This window comes from Streptomyces sp. NPDC086989, from assembly GCF_044745505.1.
GTDB lineage: Bacteria > Actinomycetota > Actinomycetes > Streptomycetales > Streptomycetaceae > Streptomyces.
Genome location: NZ_JBIVAL010000003.1, coordinates 72,827 through 96,509, shown reverse-complemented (window position 1 = coordinate 96,509; position 23,683 = coordinate 72,827). Strand labels below are relative to the sequence as shown.

General features: G+C 71.5%; 20 protein-coding genes. 12 read left to right on the top strand and 8 right to left on the bottom strand.

Features of this window, described 5'->3' with window-relative positions; all coding sequences use genetic code 11:
• Window positions 1-89: 89 nt before the first annotated feature.
• The 5 genes from ACIPK4_RS07170 to ACIPK4_RS07150 form a co-directional block, all read right to left on the bottom strand.
• A complete protein-coding gene (locus tag ACIPK4_RS07170; protein ID WP_402309835.1) occupies window positions 90-2,246 on the bottom strand; it encodes an ATP-binding cassette domain-containing protein in 2,157 nt (718 codons plus the stop codon).
• Complete coding sequence (locus tag ACIPK4_RS07165; RefSeq protein WP_402309834.1) at window positions 2,243-4,465, bottom strand: ATP-binding cassette domain-containing protein; 2,223 nt, start codon at window positions 4,463-4,465, stop codon at window positions 2,243-2,245. Before ACIPK4_RS07165 ends, ACIPK4_RS07170 begins: the two co-directional genes overlap by 4 nt.
• On the bottom strand, window positions 4,462-5,724 hold the full coding sequence (locus ACIPK4_RS07160) for a cytochrome P450 (RefSeq protein ID WP_402309832.1): 1,263 nt from the start codon (window positions 5,722-5,724) through the stop codon (window positions 4,462-4,464). The genes ACIPK4_RS07165 and ACIPK4_RS07160 overlap by 4 nt, the downstream gene beginning before the upstream one ends.
• Window positions 5,725-6,046: 322 nt before the next feature.
• Window positions 6,047-6,199 carry a thiocillin family RiPP gene (locus tag ACIPK4_RS07155; protein WP_159044550.1) on the bottom strand — a complete coding sequence of 51 codons (153 nt, stop codon included), beginning with the start codon at window positions 6,197-6,199 and terminating at the stop codon, window positions 6,047-6,049.
• 228 nt (window positions 6,200-6,427) lie between these two features.
• Window positions 6,428-7,576, bottom strand: a complete 1,149-nt coding sequence (locus ACIPK4_RS07150; RefSeq protein WP_402309830.1) for an IS701 family transposase — start codon at window positions 7,574-7,576, stop codon at window positions 6,428-6,430.
• Between the two features lie 617 nt (window positions 7,577-8,193).
• On the opposite strand from ACIPK4_RS07150, the gene ACIPK4_RS07145 reads away from it, so the two are divergent.
• From ACIPK4_RS07145 to ACIPK4_RS07130, 4 genes are all read left to right on the top strand, one after another.
• Window positions 8,194-9,411, top strand: coding sequence for a serine hydrolase domain-containing protein (locus ACIPK4_RS07145; RefSeq protein ID WP_402309828.1), 1,218 nt, complete (start codon window positions 8,194-8,196; stop codon window positions 9,409-9,411).
• A gap of 11 nt (window positions 9,412-9,422) precedes the next feature.
• Window positions 9,423-9,893: a GNAT family N-acetyltransferase gene (locus ACIPK4_RS07140; RefSeq protein ID WP_402309826.1), complete on the top strand. Its 471-nt coding sequence runs from the start codon at window positions 9,423-9,425 to the stop codon at window positions 9,891-9,893.
• A gap of 56 nt (window positions 9,894-9,949) precedes the next feature.
• Window positions 9,950-10,465, top strand: coding sequence for a SigE family RNA polymerase sigma factor (locus ACIPK4_RS07135; RefSeq protein ID WP_402309824.1), 516 nt, complete (start codon window positions 9,950-9,952; stop codon window positions 10,463-10,465).
• A 111-nt stretch (window positions 10,466-10,576) separates the two neighbouring features.
• Window positions 10,577-11,809, top strand: a complete 1,233-nt coding sequence (locus ACIPK4_RS07130; RefSeq protein ID WP_402309822.1) for a hypothetical protein — start codon at window positions 10,577-10,579, stop codon at window positions 11,807-11,809.
• 19 nt (window positions 11,810-11,828) lie between these two features.
• Here ACIPK4_RS07130 and ACIPK4_RS07125 read toward each other — a convergent pair whose 3' ends face one another.
• Window positions 11,829-13,514: a bifunctional 3'-5' exonuclease/DNA polymerase gene (locus tag ACIPK4_RS07125; protein WP_402309821.1), complete on the bottom strand. Its 1,686-nt coding sequence runs from the start codon at window positions 13,512-13,514 to the stop codon at window positions 11,829-11,831.
• 235 nt (window positions 13,515-13,749) lie between these two features.
• Here ACIPK4_RS07125 and ACIPK4_RS07120 point away from each other — a divergent pair, with 235 nt between their 5' ends.
• Window positions 13,750-14,919, top strand: coding sequence for a DUF2786 domain-containing protein (locus tag ACIPK4_RS07120; RefSeq protein ID WP_402309819.1), 1,170 nt, complete (start codon window positions 13,750-13,752; stop codon window positions 14,917-14,919).
• Window positions 14,920-14,953: 34 nt separating this feature from the next.
• On the opposite strand, the gene tatA is transcribed toward ACIPK4_RS07120, so the two are convergent.
• Complete coding sequence (gene tatA / locus ACIPK4_RS07115; RefSeq protein WP_402309817.1) at window positions 14,954-15,124, bottom strand: Sec-independent protein translocase subunit TatA; 171 nt, start codon at window positions 15,122-15,124, stop codon at window positions 14,954-14,956.
• Window positions 15,125-15,424: 300 nt separating this feature from the next.
• On the opposite strand from tatA, the gene ACIPK4_RS07110 reads away from it, so the two are divergent.
• A complete protein-coding gene (locus ACIPK4_RS07110; protein ID WP_051696354.1) occupies window positions 15,425-15,640 on the top strand; it encodes a DUF397 domain-containing protein in 216 nt (71 codons plus the stop codon).
• Window positions 15,641-15,775: 135 nt separating this feature from the next.
• Here the strand turns inward: ACIPK4_RS07110 and ACIPK4_RS07105 are convergent, their stop codons facing one another.
• Window positions 15,776-16,294: an ATP-binding protein gene (locus tag ACIPK4_RS07105; RefSeq protein ID WP_402309816.1), complete on the bottom strand. Its 519-nt coding sequence runs from the start codon at window positions 16,292-16,294 to the stop codon at window positions 15,776-15,778.
• Window positions 16,295-16,640: 346 nt separating this feature from the next.
• Here ACIPK4_RS07105 and ACIPK4_RS07100 point away from each other — a divergent pair, with 346 nt between their 5' ends.
• The 6 genes from ACIPK4_RS07100 (at window position 16,641) to ACIPK4_RS07075 (ending at window position 23,608) form a co-directional block, all read left to right on the top strand.
• A complete protein-coding gene (locus ACIPK4_RS07100) occupies window positions 16,641-17,519 on the top strand; it encodes a helix-turn-helix transcriptional regulator (protein WP_054224269.1) in 879 nt (292 codons plus the stop codon).
• Between the two features lie 89 nt (window positions 17,520-17,608).
• Window positions 17,609-19,066 (top strand): aldehyde dehydrogenase family protein, encoded by a 1,458-nt coding sequence (locus ACIPK4_RS07095; protein WP_402309814.1) that lies wholly within the window; start codon window positions 17,609-17,611, stop codon window positions 19,064-19,066.
• Window positions 19,067-19,134: 68 nt separating this feature from the next.
• Window positions 19,135-21,216 (top strand): penicillin-binding protein 2, encoded by a 2,082-nt coding sequence (mrdA, locus tag ACIPK4_RS07090; RefSeq protein ID WP_402309812.1) that lies wholly within the window; start codon window positions 19,135-19,137, stop codon window positions 21,214-21,216.
• A gap of 104 nt (window positions 21,217-21,320) precedes the next feature.
• Window positions 21,321-21,875 carry a DinB family protein gene (locus tag ACIPK4_RS07085; RefSeq protein WP_402309811.1) on the top strand — a complete coding sequence of 185 codons (555 nt, stop codon included), beginning with the start codon at window positions 21,321-21,323 and terminating at the stop codon, window positions 21,873-21,875.
• 106 nt (window positions 21,876-21,981) lie between these two features.
• Entirely contained in the window at window positions 21,982-22,740 is a 759-nt protein-coding gene (locus ACIPK4_RS07080; RefSeq protein WP_402309810.1) for a MerR family transcriptional regulator, read from the top strand.
• Window positions 22,741-22,858: 118 nt separating this feature from the next.
• Window positions 22,859-23,608 carry a DedA family protein gene (locus tag ACIPK4_RS07075; protein ID WP_402309809.1) on the top strand — a complete coding sequence of 250 codons (750 nt, stop codon included), beginning with the start codon at window positions 22,859-22,861 and terminating at the stop codon, window positions 23,606-23,608.
• Window positions 23,609-23,683: the final 75 nt, after the last annotated feature.

Below are 23,683 nucleotides of genomic sequence, written 5' to 3'. Positions count from 1 at the left end.
CTCCTCATCCGATGGGTCCTGCTGACGGGCCCTGCCTGCGCAGAACCGGTTTTCATCGCTCTCATCACCCGCGTCACCGCGTCACCGCTTCACCCCGCTGCGAGCCGCGCCAGTGCTCCGCCGCCGCGGGCGAGTTCCCCGTACGTCCCGCACTCCACGACCCGTCCGCCGTCCAGCACCACGACCCGGTCGGCCTGGCGGATCGTGCTCAGCCGGTGGGCGACCACCACCCGGGTCACCCCCAGCCGGGCCACCCGGCGGCTCACCTCGTCCTGGGTGGCGTTGTCCAGTGCGCTGGTCGCCTCGTCGAGCAGGAGGATCCGGGGCCGCTTCGCCAGGGCCCGGGCGAGCAGCAGCCGTTGGAGCTGGCCCCCGGAGAAGCCCGAGTCGCCGTCGGACACCCGGGTCCGCAGGCCCATCGGCAGCCGCCTGATGTCATCGGCGATCCCGGCCGCCTCGGCCGCCTCCCATGCGTCCGCGTCCGACGCGGCCACGACGCCGCCGAGGATGACCGAGCGCAGGTCGCCGCGGAGCACCTTCGAGTCCTGCGGGACGTAGCCGAGCTGGGCGCGGACCGCCTCGCGGTCGAGCCCGGCAAGGGCCTGGCCGTCGTACCGCACCTGCCCGCTCCGAGGCGTGTCCAGGCCGAGCAGCAGCCTCAGCAGCGATGACTTGCCGGCGCCGGACGGACCGACGACCGCGACGAACTCGCCCGGCCGGATGTGCAGGTCGACGCCTTCCAGCGTCGGCCGCTGCGCTCCCGGGTGGGAGAACGTCACGTCCCGCAGCTCGATCTCGCCACGCAGCACCCCGGGCAGCCGGCTGCCCGGTGGGGTCTCCGGCGCGGCGCGCAGGATCTCCTTGAGGCGGGCGTGCACCGGACCGACCGCGAACACCGTCTGCAGCGCGTGGTGCAGCGTGCCGACGGCCACCGCCAGCTGCGCGCCCGCGAAGCCCACGGCGATGAAACCGGCCGGACCCTGCCCGGTCCACCAGGCCACCGACAGCAGGACGGCGAGCAGCACGGGCTGGGACGCGGCCAGCAGCGCGCTCGACACCTCGGCGTACCGCAGGCCCGCCGTGTCCGCCGCCTTCTGCTTCGAGAACACCCGCCACCAGCGGTCGAACACGGCGCGCTCGCACCCGTACAGGTGGATCTCGTCGATGCCGGTCAGCGCCGGGTAGAGCAGGGCCTGGGCATCGTCGACGCTGTCGTGGACGTGCCGGTCGTGGGCCTGCTGGAACCATCCGAGCCAGCCGACCAGGACGGCCAGCAGGAGGGCGGTGCCCGCCCCGGCGAGGCCGAGCCGCGGATCGAGGAAGAGCAGCAGGCCGAGCGCGCAGGAGGTGAACACCGCGCCCAGCACGACGTCGAGGGCGCCGTCGCCCAGCAACTGGCGGAACCGGGTGACCCCGTTGGCGTGCCCGAGCAGCCGGGCCGTGGACCGGCGGCGGAAGAAGGGCAGGTCGAGGCTGAGGAGCCGGTCCCAGACGGCGGGCTCCATCACCGACTGGACGTGACCTTGGAAGTGCACCGCGGCCAGATCGCGGACGCGCGCGCACAGCACCGATCCGCCGACCGCCAGCGCCAGGAACAGGCAGGTCCACAGCAACGCGTCCCCCTCGCCCGACAGGGCGGCACGCATCACCCGGACCGCGCCCAGCGGCACCCCGAAACCCAGCACGGTGGCGAGCAGCCCCGCGCAGAGTGCGAGGGCCAGCGAGCCGAACGCGCCGGCGGCGCAGTGGCGCACCAGGCTCCAGCCCTCCGGCGCCGCGTACGGCAGCCTTCGGTGGAAGCGCCAGCCGAAGGGGTCCAGTGCCGCCTGCGCGGACGCATCCAGCGGAACGGCGCGGCCGGTCCCCGCGGGGGCGGCTCGCCAGCGCCGGCGCCCGGGCAGCAGCACCACGGGCACGCCGTCACCGGCCCGTTCGGCCAGCAGCGGATGGCGGGGACGGCGGGTCAGTTCCTCGTCCAGGCGCACCCGGCGCGCCCGCAGTCCGCAGGCGGCGGCCGCGCCGGCGACCGCATCGGGGCCGGGCGGGGCCGTTTCCGGTGCCTCGGGCAGGGCGCCGAGCGCGGCGGCGATGCGGTTCAGCGCCGTGCGGTGGGCCTGCCAGGCCTGGGCAGGGGCGGTCGCCCCGGGGCCGGTCGCCGCGGGGCCGGTCGCCGCGGGGCCGGTCGCCGCGGGGCCGGTCGCCTCGGGGTCGGCCGGCTGCGGCTCATGCGTTCTCAGGCCGGTCACGCCGCCTCCCGCACGAGCCGGCGGTACGGGCCGTCGGCGTCGACGAGCTCGTCGTGGTGGCCCTGCTGGACGACGCGTCCGCCGTCGACGACGAGGATGCGGTCGGCCGACCGAACCGTGCTGAGCCGGTGGGCGACGACGATCGTGGTGACCCCGCGCCGCCTCAGGTTGGCGTCCACCGCGGCTTCCAGGGGAGATTCCATGGCACTGGTCGCCTCGTCGAGCACCAGCACGGACGGGTCGCGGGACAGGGCGCGCGCGAGGGCGAGCCGCTGTCGCTCCCCGCCGCTGAAGTTGCTGCCGCCGTCGTGGACGCGCGCCCGGTGGGCTCCGCCGCGCCGGTCGACCAGGTCCTCCAGGCAGGCGTCGGCCAGGGCGGCCCGCACCCGCTCGTCGGTGATGGCGGACTGGTGCAGCGTGATGTTCTCGGCCACCGTGCCCTCCAGCAACAGCGGACGCTGACTGACGTAGGCCAGCGAGCGCAGCAGCTCGGCGCGGGAGACGCGGGACGACGGGCGGCCGTCGAAGCGGACCTCTCCCTGCCACGGGTCCAGCGCACCGATGACCAGCCGTGCCAGCGTGGACTTGCCGCTGCCGGTCGCACCGACGACGGCCACGCGCTCACCCGCTTCGATCCGTACGTTGACGTCGCTGACCAGGGGCGCACGGTTGGGGTCGTAGCCGAAGGTCACGCCCCGCAGCTCCACCGCCCCCTTGAGCCGGGGGGCCGTCGGGTCGTAGACGGCGTCGCGCGTGTACCGCTCGTCGGGCGCCGCGTGCAGCACGTCGTCGAGCTTCGCGAGGCTGCCGCCGAGCCTGGCCAGGTCGAGGCCGGAGCGCGCGACCGGACCGGTGGTGGCGTGGAACGCCCCCAGCAGGGAGATGAAGCCCATGAAGTCGGCGATGTGCAGGTTCCCCTGGCGCACCAGAAGGGCCCCGCAGGCCAGTACGGCCAGACCGGTGAGCGAGTCCAGACCGGCGCCGAACACGGTGTAGCGCCGGGTCGACACGGCCAGCCGGTGCCGGATGTCCAGGTCGCGGGTGTGGGAGTCGGCCCAGTCGTCGAAGAAGCGTGAGGCGGTGCCCTCCGCCTTGAGCGTCTCGATCATCCCGAGGGCGGCCAGCACACCCCCGTCACGGTCGGCCTGCCCGACGGCCAGCCGCTTCTCCTCGGGGGCCGCACGGCGTGCGGCCAGACGGAAGACGAGGGCGCTCAGGCACGCCCCGGCGACGGCCAGGACCGTCAGCACCCCGGAGAACACGCTCATGGCGACCAGCAGCGGGATCAGGCCCGCCGCGCCGGCCAGGACCGGGATGACACGGGTCGTCAGCTCCATCGCCGTGGTGTCGGCGAGCTGTGCGCGAGCGGCCAGGCTGCCGGCGAAGCGCCGGTGGAAGAACAGGCCCGGCAGCGCCATCAGGGACGTGAGGAACGCGCGGGACCGCTGGGTCGCCACCCGGGCGAGTATCCGGCTCAGGGCGCGCTGCTGCAGCCACACCGCGAACCCGGCACCGAGGGCGACGGCCGGCAACTGCAGCACGGTGGTGCCCGGACCGCCGTCACCGCTCCCCGCGACGCGCAGCATTGCGGCCCGTACGGTCAACGCCCCGGCGAGCGTGAGCGCCGTGGCCAGGAGGCCGGCGACGACGGCGAGGACCACCAGGGGAAGGTGCGGCCTGAGCCAGCCGCCCAGCATGCGGGCGGGCCCGCCGCGCCGGCCTCCGGTACGGAACTCCTCCGTCGCGGTGAAGGTCACGACGATCCCGCTGAACGCCCGTGCGAACTCTTCGGGGTCGAGGGTGCTACGGCCGTCGGCCGGGTCGTTGACGGCGACCCTCCCGCGACGCGTGACGCCTTCCAGCACCACGAAGTGGTTGCCGTGGACGAAGGCCACCGCCGGGAGCGGCAACCGCCCCAGGGGGCGGACGTCGACTCCGGCTCCGGTCTGCAGCCTGACCCTGCGGCCGGTGCCCTGCAGCCCGTACTCGCCCGCCGCGCGGACGATCGCGGCCGCCGTGACCCCGTCCCGGCCCACCCCGCAGACCTCGCGCAGCTCGTGCAGCGGGACGTGCCGTCCGTGCGCGGACAGGACGACGGCGAGGCACGCGGCGCCGCAGTCGTACTCCTCCATCTGCGGCACCTGGGCGGTCCGCACGGCACCGGGCCGGCGCCGCCCCGGCGCCCGGCCGGGCGCCTCCCCGGCGGCGGTCACCGTCACGGCCGCACCTCGTGCCGGTCGGGGTTGCGGGTGGCGTCCGGACGGCCGGTCAGCCGTACCGGGAGTTCGGCCGGGCTGTTGAACGCCAGGTCGGTGCGCCAGCGCAGCGAGTCGCCGGCCAGCGACATGCCGGGCGCCAGCGCCGCGAGCTTGCGCAGCACGCTCTCCCCCTCCAGCAGCGAGACCGCCGCGCCGAGGCAGAAGTAGGGGCCGTGGCCGAACGCGAGCTGGCCGATCGACCGGCGTTCCAGGTCGAAGCGTTCGGGGTCCGGGAACTGGGCCGGGTCCAGGTTGGCGGCGCCGTACATCAGGATCACGGTGTCACCCGCCCTGATCCTGTGCTCGCCCAGCTGGATGTCCTCCTCGACGAGGCGGGACCCCAGGGGGACCGGCGACATCGCCCGGATCCCCTCGGCGAAGGCCGTACCGGCCAGCTCCGGGTCCTCGACCACCCGCTGCCAGGACTCCGGGTCCCGGAGCAGACACAGGATGGCGTTCACCAGCCCGCTGGTCATGGTCTCCAGCCCGGTCATGAGGAGCAGGATCACCATGGAGACGAGTTCGTCGTGGGTGAGCCGGCCCTCGTCGCCGCTCTGCCGGGCGAGCCGCGAGATCAGGTCCTCACCCGGCTCGGCGGAGCGCCGGGCCACCAGGTCCTCCACGTAGCGCAGGGCTTCCTGGAGCTTCTCCTCGGCGCCGGACACGGCGCCGGACTGCTCCATCCCCCCGGTGGCTCCGGCGAGCTGGGCCGTGAGCATCTGCGCCCAGTCCAGGATGCGCGGCCAGTCCTCCTCGGGCAGGTCGAGCATCGCGGCGGTCGCCATCACCGGGAGCGGCACGCCGATCTCGGAGACGAACTCGCACACTCCGCGCTCCAGCGGCCCGGCCAGCAGGCGGTCCACGATGGCGTCGATGCGCGGGCGCAGGTGCCGGACCGTGCGGGCGCCGAACTCGGCAGACACCAGCCTGCGCAGGCGCCGGTGGTCCGCGGGCGGCCGGACGGACATGGAGCGTTTGAAGATCTCACCGAACACGGGGCTGGCGGCCCACATGCCCTCCGACTGCTCGGGCAGCTTGATCACGCACCGGGGATCGCCGGCGAGTGCGGTGACCAGGTCGAAGCGGGAGACGATCCAGACCGGGCCGAACCGCAGCACCGGCGCCTCGACGGGAAGCCGCCGGTACAGCTCGCTGTTGCCGGCACCTCGCGAGTGCGGGTCGGTCAGGTACTTCCAGGCCGCGTCGGCAAGCTCGGTCATCTCGTTCATCCCCTGTCCACGGGTGGCGCGTTCCGCTGCCGGGCCGCGGCCACGTGTGTGCCGGCGGTGTGGCGTCCGTCGGGCGCGGGCTCACCGGCAGCCGCCGGTGCCGGTCCTCCGTATTGCGTCCCCGCATTCCCTATTTGCCGCAGGGAAAGTGCGACTCCGCCCTGCGAGAGGGGCGGGACCCGGCTGTCGGAATTATGTTTACAAGCACTTCCGTGCGGTCCAAGCGAAGTGCGGAAGAAGAATGACCCGGCACTTCGGTCGTGAATTGCCGGGGGCCGGCGGCGAGGGCCGCCGACCCCCGGTCACGGCCGGCTCAGTGCGATCCGACCGTGCTCGCCGTGCTCGGGCACCCGGCGCAGGCGATGGTCCCGACGCAGCTGAAGCCGGTACCGCTGACCTCGGTCAGGTCCTCGATGGTGACCTCTTCGACCTGCGCCTGGATGCTCTCGTCGACAGCGTTCATCATGATCCGTCCTCCTTGAAGGCGGTGGCGGGTCCCTGGAAACCAGCATCCGGAGACCATTGGCGGGATGTGAGGCACCTGAATTGCCGACGGCGCGGCTCATACCGGCACAGCCTTCTGCGGCCGCCGGTGATGTGCTTTGAATTAATAGCCGTCGGTTTTCCGCCCGGCGTCTCCGTACTTGTCTATCAAGTACGCAAACGGCCGCCCAAACGAAGCGCGGAAGAAGAATTACCGCGCAGCCCCGGCCTGGAGGGGCGCGCCGGCGGAGCGGCTGCCGCCGGCCTCCGCCGACGGGCGGGGGCAGGTCCGGAGCGTGCGTTCACCGGAAACGCCGGCCTGTCGCACCGGCCGCCGCCGTCCGGCGGGCCGGGTCCTGGCGACGACGAGACCGGCGTGCGCCGCCATGGCCAGGGTCATGTGGCGGTACCAGGCACGCCAGACCCGTCCCTCGTAGCGGTCCAGACCCGCCTCTTCGCGAGCGGACCGCAGATGGCGCCCCGCCTCTCCGGCGCAGCGCAGCGCATGCTCCAGCCGGGCCGGGTCGGTCCCCGCGGGGACGAAACAGAGGTAGGGCTGGTCCCCGCCGTCGTCCGCGCCGGCGTGGCGCAGCAGCCGGCGCTCGAACCCGGCCGCCGTCGGTCCGCCGGCCGGGGGCACGTCCGGGAGGTCCTCGGGAGCCACCGCCAGGACGTAGGGCATCCCGCGGCGCTCGAGTTCCGCACGCAGGGCGTGGCTGCCGCCGTAGGGGAGACGGGACACCACCCACCCCGCCTGGACGCCCGCGTCCAGCGATCTCCCGACCATCAGCCCGGCCAGCTCGTCCTTGGGCCGGAACGGCACGTCCGTGGGAACCGCGGCGCTGCGGCGGCGATCGCGTGCGTCGCACCAGTTGCGGGGCAGGAACAGCTCGCGATCGATGATCGCCGCGGCGCCGTGGCCGTCCGCGTACACCAGGAAGACGCCGAGCTGGCAGTTCTCGACGCGTCTCTCGCCGGGGCAGTACTGCCTGTCCACGCCGACGGAGTGGTCGCCCTTCTTGACGAATCCGTCCTCGCTGATGACCAGGATGCCCTGCGGGTTCGCCAGGCGTTCCGTGACGAAGTCCCTGACCTCGTCGCGCATTCCGTCCTCGTCCCACCGGGAGGTGGTGAGCAGGCGCCGCTTTCCGTCCGAACTCGCGTCCTTCGCCTGAACGATCGCTTTCCGTGATTTCTGCTGTCCGGAACTCGCCAGGAGTCCCTGCAGATAACCGAGTGCATGCTCCCGGGGTTCCGCCCGGGAGAATTTCCCCTCAATTCTTCTAAAGATCGGCCTCAGAAGGGTGGAGTAATCGCTTTCCGTAGCTAAACGTGCCCGGTCGGAGCCGCGGATGTGCATGTAGAATTCCCCGTTCTTTGAACCGGGGGGACGTGCCCGGCGGGCCGCGAACGGTCCTGCCGGTCATCCTGCGGAGGGTGGAAACCCCACCGTCCTCGCTGGACGTACTTACGTGCCAGTGCGAAAAGGCCTGGTCAAGCCCTTCTCGCGGTCCGCAGCACCGGGATGAGCCATGCGCCTCGCGGGCGCCGGAACCCAGGCCGGGGGCGGTCCACCCCCGCGCCTGCCGCCATGGGGCAACGATCCCCCATGGGTCCGAAAATTCTTATCCCCGTTGCGAATCAAGCACGTCCCCCGTGCTCGGCGGAGCCCTTGTGGGCTCCGACTCGAGGCCTGTTGATCAAGCCCGCAGTCGACCCTACCCGCCGTTATCGATCAAGCCCAATCGCTTTGAGCAAGATCTGAGGAAACGCTTCAGCGGCCGCGCGGTTCCCGCGTTCGGGTCAAGTTACACCCATGGGGGAGTAATGGAAAAGCAAGTGTGTGAAAGAGATGTGCCGTCAAATTCACATTCCGCGGGCGAATCCCCCGAGCAGGCCGGGTTCCGGTCGCCGGGGGGCGGGGGCGGGGCTAGCGTGGGGAGGCTGGACCCGGGCGGCGCGTGGCAGGAGGCCGGCATGTCGACACGGTTGCGCAGAGCGGTGGTGGGGGCGGTCGCGGTGGGGCTGGTGGTCGTGCCCCCGGGGGTGGGGGTGGGGTACGCCGCGGAGGGGCAGGCCGCCCGCCCGGCCCCGGCTTCGGCCCCGGTGGCTGCCGACGGGGAGTTTCCCCAGCTGACCCCCGCCGTGGCCCGGCAGTTGGACGACGCCGTCCGGAAGGTGATGAGTCAGGCCTCGGTGCCCGGGGTGATGGTGTCGCTCTCGGCGCCGGGCAAGGGCTCGTACGTACGGGCCTTCGGCGTCGCCGACAAGGCCACCGGCCGGCCGATCAGCACGGACATGAACATGCGCATCGGCAGCGTGACCAAGACCTTCACCGTGACCGCCCTGCTCCAGTTGGTCGACCAGGGCAAGGCCGGGCTGGACGACCCCATCGGGAAGTACGTCTCCGGTGTGCCCAACGGGGACCGGATCACCTTGCGCGAGCTCGCCGGGATGCGCAGCGGGCTGTTCAATTACTCCGAGGACGAGAGCTTCTTCAAGGCCCTGACGAGCAACCCCCGGCGCCCCTTCACCCCGCAGCAGTTGCTCGCGTACTCCTTCAAGCACCCGGTGCTGTTCGAGCCCGGCGCGAAGTTCTCCTACTGCAACACCAACCTGATCCTGCTGGGGCTGGTGGTGGAGAAGCAGAGCGGGCAGAAACTCGACGACTACATCAACGAGAAGGTCGTCCGCCCCGCCGGTCTGCGCCACACGCTCTTCCCGGTCGGCGCGGAGTTCCCGAGTCCGCACGCGCAGGGGTACACCGACCAGACCGCCTCCGGGAAGGTCGAGGACGCGGCCGACTGGAACCCCTCCTGGGGCTGGGCCGCCGGAGCCATGATCTCCGACCTCGCCGACCTGAAGACCTGGGCCAGGGTGCTGGCCACGGGCACGCTGCTGAAGCCCGCCACCCAGGCCCAGCGGCTGAGGGTCGTCGATGCGCTGCCCGGCACCGGGTACGGCCTGGGGATCTTCAACGTCCAGGGCTGGATCGGCCACAACGGCTCGCTTCCGGGCTACCAGGCGCTGGTCGTGTACCTGCCGCAGGCGAAGGCCACGCTGGTGCTGACGCTGAACACGGACGTCTCCCACCAGGGTTCCGAGCCCAGCACCCTCTTCGGCGAGGCGATCACCAAGATCGTCACCCCGGACCACGTCTTCAACCTGCCGGCCCAGCCCGTCACCGGACACTGAACACTGGGGGCATGAACGATCACCAGAATCCTGTCGTACGCGTCGCCGGTGAAGTCGATGTCGAGACCGCGGCCGCGCTGTTCCGCGGCTACCTCGACTTCTACGAGGTGAAGGTCGAGGACCCGGACGCCCCCCGCGCCTTCCTCGCCGAGCGGATCCGGGCCGGCGAGTCCCTGGTGCTGCTCGCCGACGCACCGGGAGCCGGCGCCGTCGGGTTCGCGCAGGTCTACCGCACCTTCTCGTCCCTCGCCCTGCGGCCCCTGTGGATCCTGAGCGACCTGTACGTGGACCCGTCCGGCCGCCGCACCGGCGCCGGGCGCGCGCTGCTGCGCGAGGTGCTGCGCCGGGCCCGGGAGGCGGGGGTGGCCGGGGTGCAGCTGGAGACCGCGTACGACAACCACGTCGCGCAGGCCCTGTACGAGGCGGAGGGCTTCGAACGCGACGCGTTCCACATCTATTTCAACGGACTCGGACAAGGGTGAAACATGTGCGCGCCGCCATCGCGTCAATGGGGTGGGACGGACGCGAGGGGGAGGGCATGCGGCAGGTTCGCAGAGAGGGGTTCCGTGAGTTCGCGGAGGGCCGGTCCGGGCCGCTGTACCGGTCGGCCTGCCTGCTGACCAGCGGGGACACCCATCTCGCGGAGGACCTGGTACAGGAGACCCTGGGGCGGATGTACCTGCTCTGGGGGCGGATCTCGCGCATCGACAATCCGGCGGCGTACGCGCAGACCGTGCTCGTACGGGCCTTCCTGACGCACCAGCGGCGCAGGTCGGCGGGGGAGCGCCCGGTCGGGGAGTTCCCCGAACCGGGCGCGCCCACGACGGGCGGCAGCGATCCGGCGCTGCGGCTGACGCTGCTGGAGGCGCTGGGACGGCTGGCGCCGAAGGACCGGGCGGTGCTCGTGCTGCGGTACTGGGAGGACCGCAGTGTTGAGGAGACCGCCGATGCCATGAACGCCAGCTCCGCGGCGGTCCGCACCCGCACCACCCGGGCGCTCGTCCGGCTCCGGGAGCAACTGGGCGGCTCACTCAGCGAGTTCGCCGGCCTCTGAGGTTCCCCGTACGCCCCGTACACCCCCGCACCCCCTGTGGTCCCTGCGTTCCCGGCAGCCCCTGCCGTGTTCGTCCTCACCCTCGCCCATGGATGGAAGGTCTGGTTCCGCATGCCTTTTGAAGATGACCTCAGCGACGCCCTGCGGCGCACGGGCGAGGAGTTCACGCCCGACCGGCACGCCCTCGTGACCGCCGGCGAGAAGCGCGGGCGGCGGCTGGTGGCGCGCCGCCGGGCCGCCGTCGTCGGCGGCTCGGTGCTGGCGCTCGCCGTGATCGGCGCGGGCAGCGCCTACACCGCGGGGCTGTTCGACGCCGCGGGCGCCTCCGGCGCACAGACCGTCGCCGCGCCGCCCCCCCTGCCGCGGAAGGGGAAGGGAACCGGCACCGGGGCCGTTCCCGCCGACCGGATGGCCGCCGTGTTCAAGAGGCTGCTGCCGAAGGGCCAGCTGTCCGACGTCGAGGCGCGCGGCACGGGCGACGAGCCGGGCCCGGGCGTCTCCGGCGTCTACGACGACGGGTACGGCAAGGCGGCCATCGGGGTCTCCCTCACGCGGACCGACCCCACCGGCCGGCGCGCCGCGGACGCGCTGAAGTGCCCGGACAAGAACTTTGTCGAGCACGACGCGTGCGACGTCGACATGCTGCCCGACGGCGGACGGATCCAGCTCTTCAAGGGGTACGAGTACCCCGACCGCCGGGAGCCCACCAAGCTGTGGCGGGCCACCCTGGTGACACCGGAGGGCTACCAGGTCGACGTACAGGAGTGGAACGCGCCGGCGGAGAAGGGCGCGAAGGTCTCGCGGGTCGACCCGCCCCTGAGCGCGAGCCAGTTGAAGGAGTTCGCGATCTCGACGCTGTGGCGCCCGGCGCTCAGCGACCTGCCGGCCGCCGGGGCCGAGCCGCAGACCCCCCTCGCACCGGTCACGGTGGCGGACGCCGGCGTGATCCTGGAGTCCCTGCTGCCGCAGTCGGGGCTCACGGTGACCGGCAGGGGCGGTTCGGGCGACTACGGCTACGTCGTGCTCGACGACGGCAAGGGGGCCTCGTTCGTCCAGGTCAACGCGCAGCAGGGCATGGGTCCGGCACTCGCGGGCCGCTTCGGCGCCGCCGACGCCACCACCCTCCCCGACGGCACCAAGGTGGTGGCGGAGCAGCAGCCCGGTGAGAAGGGCGGGGCGGACGTGGTCATGTGGACCGTCGACACGCTGCGGCCGAACGGGCTGCGCGTCGTGATCTCCGCCTTCAACTCGGGCAGCCAGAACAAGGCCGCCACCCGGAAGGAGCCCGCCCTGACGATGGAGGAGCTCCGCAGGATGGCCCTGGACCCGAAGTGGGCCGGCTGACCGGCCGGAGCGAACTGCGCTACTTGGCGTCCGCGTAGCACTCCACGACCGCCGTGGTGAACGGGAACCGGACCGGGGTGTCGCCGAAGGCGATCCGGCCGGCCCGGTCGCCGGCCGTGCGGATGGCCTCGGCGACGGCCTCGGCCTCCTCGGCGGGGCAGTGCACGATCACCTCGTCGTGCTGGAAGAACACCAGCTCGGCCCGCATCCCGGCGCCCGCGATGGCCTGCCGGAGGGCCGCGAGCAGCAGCAGTGCCCAGTCGGCGGCGCTGCCCTGCACGACGAAGTTGCGGGTGAACCGGCCGCGGGCCCGGGTGTTGGTGGAGGCGTAGCTCGGAGTCCAGGCCTCGTCCCGGTCCTGCGGGATCCCGGCCTCGCCGTCCTCGTCGACGCCGGCCGGCGGCGGGCACGTCCGGCCCAGCCAGGTCCGTACGAGGCGACCCTCCTCCCCGGCCTTGGCGGCGTCGTCCACGTACGCCACGGCCTGCGGGAAGCGGCGGCGCAGCGCGGCCAGGTTCTTCAGGCCGTCGCCGGAGGTCTGCCCGTACACGGCGCCGAGGACGGCGATCTTGGCCATGTCCCGATCACCGGAGAAGCCCTGGCGCGAGATGGCCGTGTACAGGTCCTCGGGGCGCCCGGCCACCTCCATGAACGCCGGATCGCGGGAGATCGCGGCCAGCACGCGGGGCTCCATCTGATCGGCGTCGGCAACGACCAGCCGCCAGCCCGGGTCGGCGACGACGGCCCTGCGGATCACCTTCGGGATCTGCAGGGCCCCGCCGCCGTTGGTGACCCAGCGGCCCGTCAGGGTGCCGCCGGGGACGAACTCGGGGCGGAAACGGCCGTCGCGGACCCAGTCCTGGAGCCAGGCCCAGCCGTGGGCGGTGTAGATCCGGTACAGCTTCTTGTACGCGAGGAGCGGCTCGACGGCGGGATGGTCGAGCTCCTGGATCTCCCAGCGGCGCGTGGACTTGAGCCTGATCCCGGCCTCGGCGAAGGCCTTGATCACGTCGGCCGGCAGGTCGGGACGCACGCGGCGGCCGAACGCGGCCGAGATCTCGTCCGCCAGCTCGGCGAGGCGGCGCGGCTCGCCGCCGCCCGCGTACCGCTCGCCGAGGAGTTCGGTGAGCAGTGCGCGGTGCACGTCGGCCCGCCAGGGCAGGCCCGCACGGTGCATTTCGGCGGCGATCAGGAAGGCCGCCGACTCGGAGGCGGTGAGCAGGCGCATGCGGTCCGGGTGGGCGGTGGCGGCGTGGCGTCTGGCCTGGTCCTCGTAGACGGCGACGAGCGCGTCGAGGGGGAGGGGGGCGCGGGCGGGCTGCGGATCGAAGAGGGAGTCCTGGGCGCTGGGCGCGGCCGCACGCTGCGGGTGCGGGGGATCGGGCGGTACGGGGGCCCCGGTGAGCCGGGCCCAGGCGGCCGCCGCCGAGCGGGGCTCGCCGGAGCGGCCCTCGTGGGCGAGGAGGAGGAGCTCGGCGTCCTCGACGTCGTGGCAGCGCTCCACGCGGGCGCCGGCGGCGAGGAGGCGGGGGTAGACGGCGGCGGTGCTGCGCCAGATCCAGCGGGTGGGGGCGGGGGCGGAGCGGACCGCGTCCGCGGGGTCCCGGAAGGTGAGCGTGGGGGAGGGGGCGGGGGTGAGCGGCCTGGCGTTCCAGAGGCCGTCGGCGGCTTCGGCCAGGGCCCAGCGGGGAGTGGGGTCGCTCATGGGTGCGAGTGTCCCACCGGGGGCTGACAGCGGCCCCGCCTGCAGCCCCGCCGACGGCGTCGCGTCGGCCCCGCGCCGTCGCTGCCCGGGTGCGGCCCCGCTGCGGGGCCCTGCCCCCGGGTCCGCAACTCGATCGCCGGCGGGGCTGGAGCCGGCCGGCGGCCGGACGGGGAGGGGCGGGGTCCTCCCGGCCCGGGGCGCCGGTGGCGGTGGGGGGCCGTGACAAGCTTTGGGGGTGAGAGAGATTGTCGATCGTGCGTGCGAAGCCGCCCTCTACAGCCAGGACGATGCCGGGCTGGACGCCGGTGCCTCCGTGCTCGTCGGTGACGGCGGGCGGTGGGCCGAGGTCGGGCGGGCACTGCTGGCGCGCGGGGAGGCGTACGCACGGCAGGCCTGGGAGCGGGGGTGGCAGCCCGCGGACGTGCTCCGCCTGGTGGGCCGGGACCTCGGCGACCGGCACCTGCGGATCACCCGCGACCTGATCGCCGCCGAGGCCCGCCGGTACGCCCGGCTCCCCGAGCGGTGGACCGACGCCGAGGTGTGGTGGGCGGACGACGCGGAGTACGGCGAAGGGCTCGCGCAGCGGGAGCGGACGGACCGGTTCACCCTGGCGACCGGGGTGCTGGAGGTGTTCCGCCTGCTGATCCGGCTGCCCTCGATCGAACCGGTGGGTCCGGTTCCCGGCGACCCGGCCGCCGACGCCCTGGAGCACGCGCACATCGAGCCCCGCATGCTCGGACGCATCCGCGCCCTGCTCGCCAAGGCGGAGGCGACCACGTACCCGGAGGAGGCGGAGGCGCTCAGCGCCAAGGCCCAGGAGCTGATGGCCCGGCACACCGTCGACGAGGCCCTGCTCGCGGCGAGCGGCAAGGGGCCGGCCCAGGTGCCCGGGGCCTGCCGGATCGGTGTCGAGGCGCCGTACGAGGAGGCCAAGGCGGTGCTGCTCGACGCGGTGGCCACCGCGAACCGCTGCCGGGCGGTGTGGAACAGCGCGTTCGAGTTCTCCACCGTGGTGGGCTTCGAGAGCGACCTGGAGGCGGTGGAGCTGCTCTACACCTCGCTGCTCGTGCAGGGCACGGCCGCCATGACCCGCGCCGAGGCCGCGCAGCGCTCCGGCGGACGCAAGCGCACCAAGACGTTCCGGCAGTCCTTCCTGCTCGCGTACGCCAGCCGGCTCGGCCAGCGGCTCGCGGAGACCGCCGAGCACACCGTCGCCGAGGCCCCCGACAACCTGCCCGCCCTGGTCGCCCGCGACGTCGCCGTCACCTCCCGGGCCGACGAGATGTTCCCCCGGACCACGACGACCCGGCTGCGCGGGGCCACCGACCACGCGGGCTGGGAGGACGGCACGGCCGCCGCCGACCGCGCCCACATGGGCGGCAAGCGCCCCCCGCTGCCCCGCTAGGTCGTGTCGTCAAAGTCCCCTCTGGCCGGCGGGGCTACGGCTGGTCGCCGCTCTCGCCGCGCAGGGCCTGGGTCTCCGATTTCAGGATGCGCATCGACCGGCCCACCGAGCGGGCCATGTCGGGCAGCCTCTTCGAGCCGAAGACCAGCACGCAGACCACGAGGAGCAGGATGAGGTGCCAGGGCTCAAGGGCGTTGCGGAGCATGCGCTTCCCCCACAGGGTGACGGGATTTCCGGGTGTCGGGCCCGACCATGGAACAGCGCCCCGCGCATCCGTACAACTCTGAAGGAGTTCTGAAGATCCGGGGGGCCGAGTCTTGATCCAGGTCTTATAAGGGTCTGATTCGCCCCTGATCCACCCGAGTTCTTCCCTGACAGTGATCAAGGCAGCACCCTCCGCGTGCACGTGCATCTGCCCATGCATGCGCTTATGAACACAGCTATGATCCGGTGCAGTTGACATCTGCACTATCGGGGGCTTCCTGTGGACCACGCGTACAACGGGATGGCAGCTGCAGAACTCGACGGGGTGACCTGGCAGAAGAGCAGACACAGCAACTCACAAGGTTCCTGTGTGGAGTTCGCCAAACTGCCGGGTGGCGCCGTCGCCGTGCGCAACTCGCGCTTCCCGGACGGGCCGGCGCTCGTCTACACGCCGGCCGAGATAGAGGCGCTGCTGCTGGGCGTCAAGGACGGCGAGTTCGACCACCTGATCGCCTGAAGGAACAGCGCGCTGATCAAGCCATGCACGTGCACTGGCCGGGACTGATCGAAACGATCAACCCCGGCCAGTTGGCCTGTGTGCACCCGGCGGAACGACTGGACGGAACGACTGGACGGAACGACTGGGCGACGGCTATTCGGGGAGCATGAACAGCGCCCAGACCACCTTGCCGGTCAGCCGCCCGGCGAGCGGGTGCCAGCCCCAGCCGTCGCTGTACGCGTCCACGAGGAACAGCCCGCGCCCCGACTCCAGGTCGCAGTTCTCCTGCGTCCGCTCCGGCGTGAACGACCCGCCCGGCCGGTCCTCGCTGGGGTCCCGCACCGCGCACACCAGCCGGGTGCTCCACCGCATCAGGTGCAGCCGTACCGAGGCCTCCGGCTCGCCCGCGGCGCCGCTCCCGGGCCGTGCGTCGTCCGGCAGGGCGTGGCGCAGCGCGTTGGTCACGAGTTCGGAGACCACCAGGGCGACGTCGTCGAAGCGCTCGTCGAGCCCCCACTGGCACAGGGTCGACCGGGTGAACGAGCGGGCGCCCCGCACCGCCTCGAAACGGGCGGGCAGAGCGCAGGAGGCGGACCCGGAGACAGCCGTGGGGTCGACCGGGGGCAGCCCCTGCCGTAACGGCTCGAGCATGGTCGATCCATTCGTCCCCATGCGAGGCACTCCCGGGATTCGCGGCCGGAGCGGTGACTCCGTCCAGAAAGAACTGCGGGGTGGGTCCGGCGCCGGCGCGAAAGGAGCACGCAGGTGCGCGGCACCATCGTTCCGAATGCAGAAGCTGGATGCAAGGGCAGATGCACGTGCACGCGCCGGACCTGTCCACTCCCGTGATGGTTCTTGCTCATTTCTTCCTACGCATACTTACGGACTTCTTTTGCGGCAGCCGGGATTCCGTTACAGAACGAGTACGGGCCGATGCGTTTTGGTGGCAGACTGCGGGCCCTGGGGTTCGGGGGCCCCGGCGACGCACACCACGCGCAGACCACGCGTACACAAGGCGATGGGGAGGGCAGGACAAGTGACCGCAGAAGCAAGCGGTTCTGTGGTGCGCCGCATCCTCCTGGGCTCTCAGCTCAGGCGACTCCGAGAATCCCGCGGCATCACCCGTGAGGCGGCCGGCTACTCGATCCGCGCATCCGAATCGAAGATCAGCCGCTTGGAGTTGGGAAGGGTGAGCTTCAAGGCAAGGGACGTCGAGGACCTCCTCACGCTCTACGGAGTCACGGACGGCGCGGAGCGGGAGTCCCTGCTGGGACTGGTCCGCGAGGCCAATGCGGCCGGGTGGTGGCACAGCTACGGCGACGTGCTGCCCGGATGGTTCCAGACGTACATCGGCCTGGAGGGCGCGGCGTCGCTCATCCGGATCTACGAAGTCCAGTTCGTCCACGGCCTGTTGCAAACCGAGGCCTACGCCCAGGCCGTCGTCAGCCGCGGCATGCCCGGGGCCACCAAGGCCGAGATCGACCGCCGGGTCGCGCTGCGCCTGGAGCGCCAGAAGGTGCTGGTCTCCGAGAGCGCCCCGGTCTTCCACGCCGTCCTCGACGAGGCCGCGCTGCGCCGCCCGTACGGCGACCGCGACGTGATGCGCGGTCAGCTGGAGCACCTGATCGAGGTCTCCCAGCGGCCCAACGTGCAGCTCCAGGTGATGCCGTTCTCCTTCGGCGGCCACGCGGGCGAAAGCGGAGCCTTCACCCTGCTGCGCTTCCCGGAGTCCGACCTCCAGGACATCGTCTATCTGGAACAGCTCACGAGCGCCCTCTACCTGGACAAAGACGAGGAAGTGAGGCAGTACGAAAGGGCGATGGAGCGGCTCCAGGCCGACTGCCCCGACCCGGACCGGACCCGGGATCTTCTCCGCGGCCTCCTTCAACTGTCTTGATTCGCACGTAGTATGACGTCTGATCAGTGCATGATGACCGATCGGTCTCCGGTGCAGCGCACGGGTGCGCGCTCGCAGTAAGGGATGGCATGTCCATATTCGACGACCTGGCTCACCAGTACATCGACGGCGAATGGCTGGCCGGCACCGGTTCGTGGGACATCATCGACGTCAACCCGTACAACGGGGAGAAGCTCGCGGCCATCACCGTGGCCACCGTCGAGCAGGTGGACCGGGCCTACCGCGGCGCCGAGCGCGCCCAGAGAGAGTGGGCCGCCACCAGCCCGTACGCCAGACGCGCCGTCCTGGAACGCGCCCTGCGGATCACCGAGGAGCGCGAGAAGGAGATCGTCGAGGCGATGATCGACGAGCTCGGCGGGACCCGTCCCAAGGCCGAGTACGAGGTCCACCTCGCCAAGGAGTTCATCCGCGAGTCGATCCAGCTGGCCGTCCGCCCCGAAGGCCGCATCCTCGCGTCGCAGGTCGAGGGCAAGGAGAACCGGGTCCAGCGCCTGCCGGTCGGCGTGGTCACCGTGATCAGCCCGTTCAACTTCCCGTTCCTGGTCACCCTGAAGTCGGTCGCCCCGGCCCTGGCCCTGGGCAACGCCGTGGTGATCAAGCCGAACCAGAACGCACCCGTGGTCGGCGGCGGGGTCATCGCCAAGGTCTTCGAGGACGCGGGCCTGCCCGCCGGCCTGCTGAACGTGCTGGTCACCGACATCGCCGAGATAGGCGACGCACTGCTGACGCACCCCGTTCCGAAGGTCATCTCCTTCGCCGGCTCCGACCGGGTCGGCCGGCACGTCGGCTCCGTCGCCGCCCGCCACTTCAAGCGGACGGTCCTGGAGCTCAGCGGCAACAGCGCCCTGGTCGTCCTCGACGACGCCGACCTCGACTACGCGGTGGACGCGGCCGTCTTCAGCCGCTTCGTCTACCAGGGCCAGGTCTGCATGGCCGCCAACCGGATCCTCGTGGACGCCTCGGTGGCGGAGGAGTTCACCGCGAAGTTCACCGCCCGGGTGCGGAGCCTGAAGACCGGCGACCCCCACGAGGCGGACACCCACATCGGCCCGCTGATCAACTCCTTCCAGGCCGACGCCCTGACCGCGCTCGTCGACCAGGCCGTGGAATCAGGGGCCCAGGCCCTCGTCCGCGGTTCTACGCGCGGCAACCTGGTCGAGCCGACCGTGCTGGCCGGCCTGCCCGAGGACTCCCCGCTGCTCGGCCAGGAGATCTTCGGCCCGGTGGCTCTGCTGGTGGTCTTCGACGGCGAGGACGAGGCCGTACGGCTGACCAACGCGACCCCGTACGGGCTGAGCGGCGCCGTGCACACGCGGGACGTGGAGCGCGGCGTCCGGTTCGCGCAGCGGATCGAGACCGGGATGATCCACGTCAACGACTCGACCATCGGGGACGAGCCGCTCGCCGCGTTCGGCGGGGAGAAGGCCTCGGGCCTGGGCCGACTCAACGGCGAGGCCACGATCGAGGCCTTCACCACCCAGAAGTGGATCTCGGTCCAGCACGGCCGGACGACTTTCCCGTTCTGACCTCGTTCTAGACTCGTGCGCGTGCGAGTGCGAGTCGGCGGCGGGCAGCGTTCCGGGGGAGACCTGAGTTGAGCAACATTCCGGAGACGGGGCGCACGCCCCGGGTCCAGAACCGCCTGGTGGTCATCCAGGTGGTCGTCTTCTCGCTGCTGCTCACCCTCGGCGGGCGCCTCTGGTACCTCCAGATACGCAACGGCCAGGAGTACACGGACGAGGCGAAGAACAACCACACCCAGCAGGTCGTCCAGCCCGCCGTGCGCGGTTCGATCCTGGACGCCCGCGGGGTGCCCCTCGCCGACAACGAGACGCGCATGGTCGTCTCCGCCAGCCGTACCGACCTGACCAAGATGAAGGACAAGGGCAAGGGCGTCCTGACCCGGCTCGCCGGCGTCCTGGGCCTCAACCCCGACGACGTGGTCAACAGCGTCCGGCTGTGCGACGCCAAGACGCCCAAGCCGTGCTGGAACGGTTCCCCGTACCAGCCGATCCCCGTCACCGACGAGGCGACCACGGACCAGGTGCTGGAAATAAGGGAGCACGCCGAGCAGTTCCCGGGCATCACCGCCGAGCCGACCGCCCTGCGCCGCTACCCCGCCCCGGACCAGGCCAACACCTCCCAGGTGCTGGGCTACCTCTCGCCGGTCACCGACGCGGAGATCACCAAGGCGAAGAAGACCGACTCCCCGTACCTGCGCTCGGACCAGGTGGGCCGCTCCGGCCTGGAGCGCACGTACGACAAGGAGCTGCGCGGCAAGGCGGGCGTCACGCACTACGAGGTGGACAACCTCGGCCGGGTCATCGGGCAGGCGCAGGCCGAGAAGCCGACGCCCGGCTCCAACATCGTCACCTCGATCGACTCGCGCGTGCAGGCGGTCGCCGAGCGCGAGCTGAACAACGCGATGGTCGAGGCCCGCAAGACGTACGACAAGATCACGCACAAGAACTACGAGGCCGACTCGGGCGCGGTCGTCGTGATGGAGGCCAAGACGGGCCGCATCGTCGCGATGGCCTCCAACCCCACCTACGACCCGAATGCGTGGGTCGGCGGCATCTCCGCCAAGGACTACGCCGCCCTCACCGACAAGGAATCCAACTACCCGCTGCTCAACCGCGCGATCCAGGGACAGGCGGCCCCCGGCTCGATCTTCAAGGTCGTCTCCTCGACCGCCGCGGTGAACGCCGGGTACCCGTTCAACGGGCGCTACGGCTGCCCCAGCTCGTACTCGGTCGGCAGCCAGAGCTTCACCAACTTCGAGTCGCAGGGCTACGGCGACATCACCATCGGCCGGGCCCTCGAAGTCTCCTGCGACACCGTCTACTACGGCATCGCGGACAAGGAGTGGAAGAAGGACGGCGGGATCAACCCCAGGAAGGACCCGGCCGACTGGTTCTTCAAGACGGCCCACCAGTTCGGGCTGGGCAAGGCCACCGGCGTCGACCTGCCGAACGAGGTGAACGGCCGGGTCCCCGACCGCCAGTGGAAGAAGGACTTCTTCGAGGCGAACAAGGCCGCCTGGTGCCGCGACGGCAAGAAGGACGGCTCGTACGCCGAGAAGATCGCGTACGAGAACTGCCGCCAGGGCAACCAGCTGCGCGAGGGCGACGCGATCAACTACTCGATCGGCCAGGGCGACACCCTCGTCACCCCGATCCAGATGGCGTCGATCTACGCGGCCATCTCCAACGGCGGCATGATGCACCAGCCGAGCATCGGCAAGGCGATCGTCAGCGCCGACGGCACCTCGGTCAAGGAGATCGCGCCGAGGGAACAGGGCCGGCTCCCCATGGACGAGGAGCTGCGCGACGACATCGACGGCGCGCTCGCCTCGGTGGCCACCACCGGCAGCGCGGCCTGGCGGTTCGGCGGCTGGCCGCAGAAGCAGATCCCGATGCACGCGAAGACGGGCACCGCGGAGGTCCAGGGCAAGCAGACCACCTCATGGTTCGCCTCGTACACCGGGGACTACGCGATCGTCATGACGATCTCCCAGGGCGGTACCGGCTCCGGGGCTTCCGGTCCGGCCGTCCGCAAGATCTACGAGGCGATGTACGGGCTCGACGAGAAGGGCAACCAGGACCTGTCCAAGGCCCTGCTCCCGCAGCCGCAGACGCAACTCCCGGCGATCCGTCCCGAGGGCGCCGCCCAGTGACCGGCATTGCGGACAGATCCTGACCGCAACCCTTCGTAACGTGTCTCCTGCCCCCGGAAAGGGGGCACGACATGCACGGCATACGGAAAAGGCGGTGGATCGGCATGGTCACTCACGTTCCCGCGGAGTCCTACGGCGACGAGCGCGGAGCGCTCCTGTCCTTCGTCGAGGCCCAGCGCGGCGCCCTGCGCCGCTCGGTCCTCGGCCTGACCGAGGAGCAGGCGGCGAGCCGCCCGAGTGCGAGCGGGCTGTCGCTGTCGGGGCTGCTGAAGCACGTCGCGGAGACGGAATTGGGCTGGCTGCGGATGGCGCAGCAGCAGCCGAACGAGAAGCAGCGCACCGAGGAGACCTGGGGCGACAGCTTCCGTCTGGTCGAGGGCGAGAGCGTTCCCCAGATCCTGGAGTTCTGGGACGGGGTCGTGGCGGAGCTGGAGAAGTTCATCCACTCCGTCCCGAGCCTGGACGACACCTTCCCGCTGCCCGAGGCGCCCTGGTTCCCGAAGGAGGGCAGGGTCTCGATGCGGTGGCTGCTCCTGCACCTGGTGGAGGAGCACGCCCGCCACGCGGGCCACGCGGACATCGTGCGCGAGTCGCTGGACGGCAGGACGGCCTTCGAGCTGGTGGCGCAGGCCCAGGGGGAGGCCCGGCCCGCCTCGTAGCCGACGACCGTCCCGCCCCCCAGGGGGCTCCCCGGCCGGAGGACTTGCACCTCACGTGGCGTGAGGACCCACAGTGAAGGGCGTACCGACCAGAGGAGCGGAAACGATGAGCTACTCCGTGGGACAGGTCGCCGGATTCGCCGGAATCACGGTGCGCACCCTGCACCATTACGACGAGATCGGCCTGCTCTCCCCGAGCACCCGCAGCAGCGCGGGCCACCGGCGTTACGACGACGCCGACCTGGACCGGCTGCAGCGGATCCTGTTCTACCGGGAGCTCGGCTTCCCGCTCGAAGAGGTCGCGGTCCTGCTGGACGATCCGGACTCGAACCCGAGGGAGCACCTGCGCCGGCAGCACGCCCTCCTGTCCGACCGGATCGCCCGGCTCCAGCAGATGGCCGCGGCCGTGGAGCACGCCATGGAGGCACAGAGGATGGGCATCAATCTCACGCCCGAGGAGAAGTTCGAGGTCTTCGGCGACTTCGACCCCGACCAGTACGGGGATGAGGCGCACGAGCGCTGGGGCCACACGGACGCGTACAAGGAATCCGCCCGGCGGACGGCCTCGTACACGAAGGAGGACTGGAAGCGCTTCCAGGACGAGGCGGACGGGATCAACCGGCGGTTCGCCGCGCTGCTCGCCGCCGGTGCGGCCGCGGACTCCGAGGAGGCCATGGACGTGGCCGAGGAGCACCGGAACTGGATCGACCGCAACTGCTACACCTGCTCGCACGAGATGCACACGTGCCTGGGTGAGATGTACGTCGCGGACGAGCGCTTCACGGCCTACTACGACGGCGTCCGGCCCGGCCTGGCGGTCTTCGTGCGGGACGCGATCTTCGCGAACGCCGTCCGCAAGCTCTAGATAGCTCTAGATGTTCCTCACACGGCCCCCTCCCGGTACCTGGAACCGGGAGGGGGACCTGTGCGTTGATAATTGAAACCGCCGCCTTTTCCGCAGCACCCGCGGGCGCCCTGCCGCGATGCCCGCGATACCCCCGATCCAGGAGAGCCCGGAACTCGTGTACACGCTTGCGCTCGGCCCTGAGTGGCTGTCCCCGGAGTATCTGATCGGGCAGTTCGGTCTGATCGGCATCCTGGTCATCGTCTTCGCGGAGTCGGGCCTCTTCGCCTTCCTGCCCGGGGACTCGCTGCTGTTCACGGCCGGCCTGTTCACCGCGAGCGGGGCGATCAAGGAGCCGCTGTGGCTGGTCTGCGCCCTGATCTCGGCCGCTGCCATCCTCGGTGACCAGGTCGGATACATGATCGGCAAGGTGTTCGGTCCGAAGATCTTCAACCGGCCGAACTCCAAGCTCTTCAAGCGCGAGAACCTCGACTCGGCGCACGACTTCATGGAGAAGCACGGCCCCAAGGCCATCGTGCTCGCGCGCTTCGTGCCCATCATCCGCACCTTCGCGCCGATGGTGGCGGGTGCGACGGCGATGAAGTACCGCACCTTCCTGACGTTCAACGTCATCGGCGGTGTCCTGTGGGGCGCGGGCGTCACGGTCCTGGGCTACCAGCTCGGCCAGTTCGAGTTCATCAAGAAGAACGTCGAGCCGATCTTCATCGTCATCGTCCTCGTCTCCGTCATCCCGGTGATCTTCGAGGTGCTGAAGTCCCGCAAGGAGAAGAAGGCGGCGGCGGCCTCCGGCGGGCAGCCCGCGACCGCCGACGACCCGCAGGCCCCGGGCGCCCCGGCCCGGCGCAGCGGCCGCCACGCCAAGCGCTGAGCGCCGTACCGGCCCGTCCGAGAGCCCCGGGAACCCGAGAGGGTCCCCGGGGCTCTCGCGTGCGCGGGGCGCGGG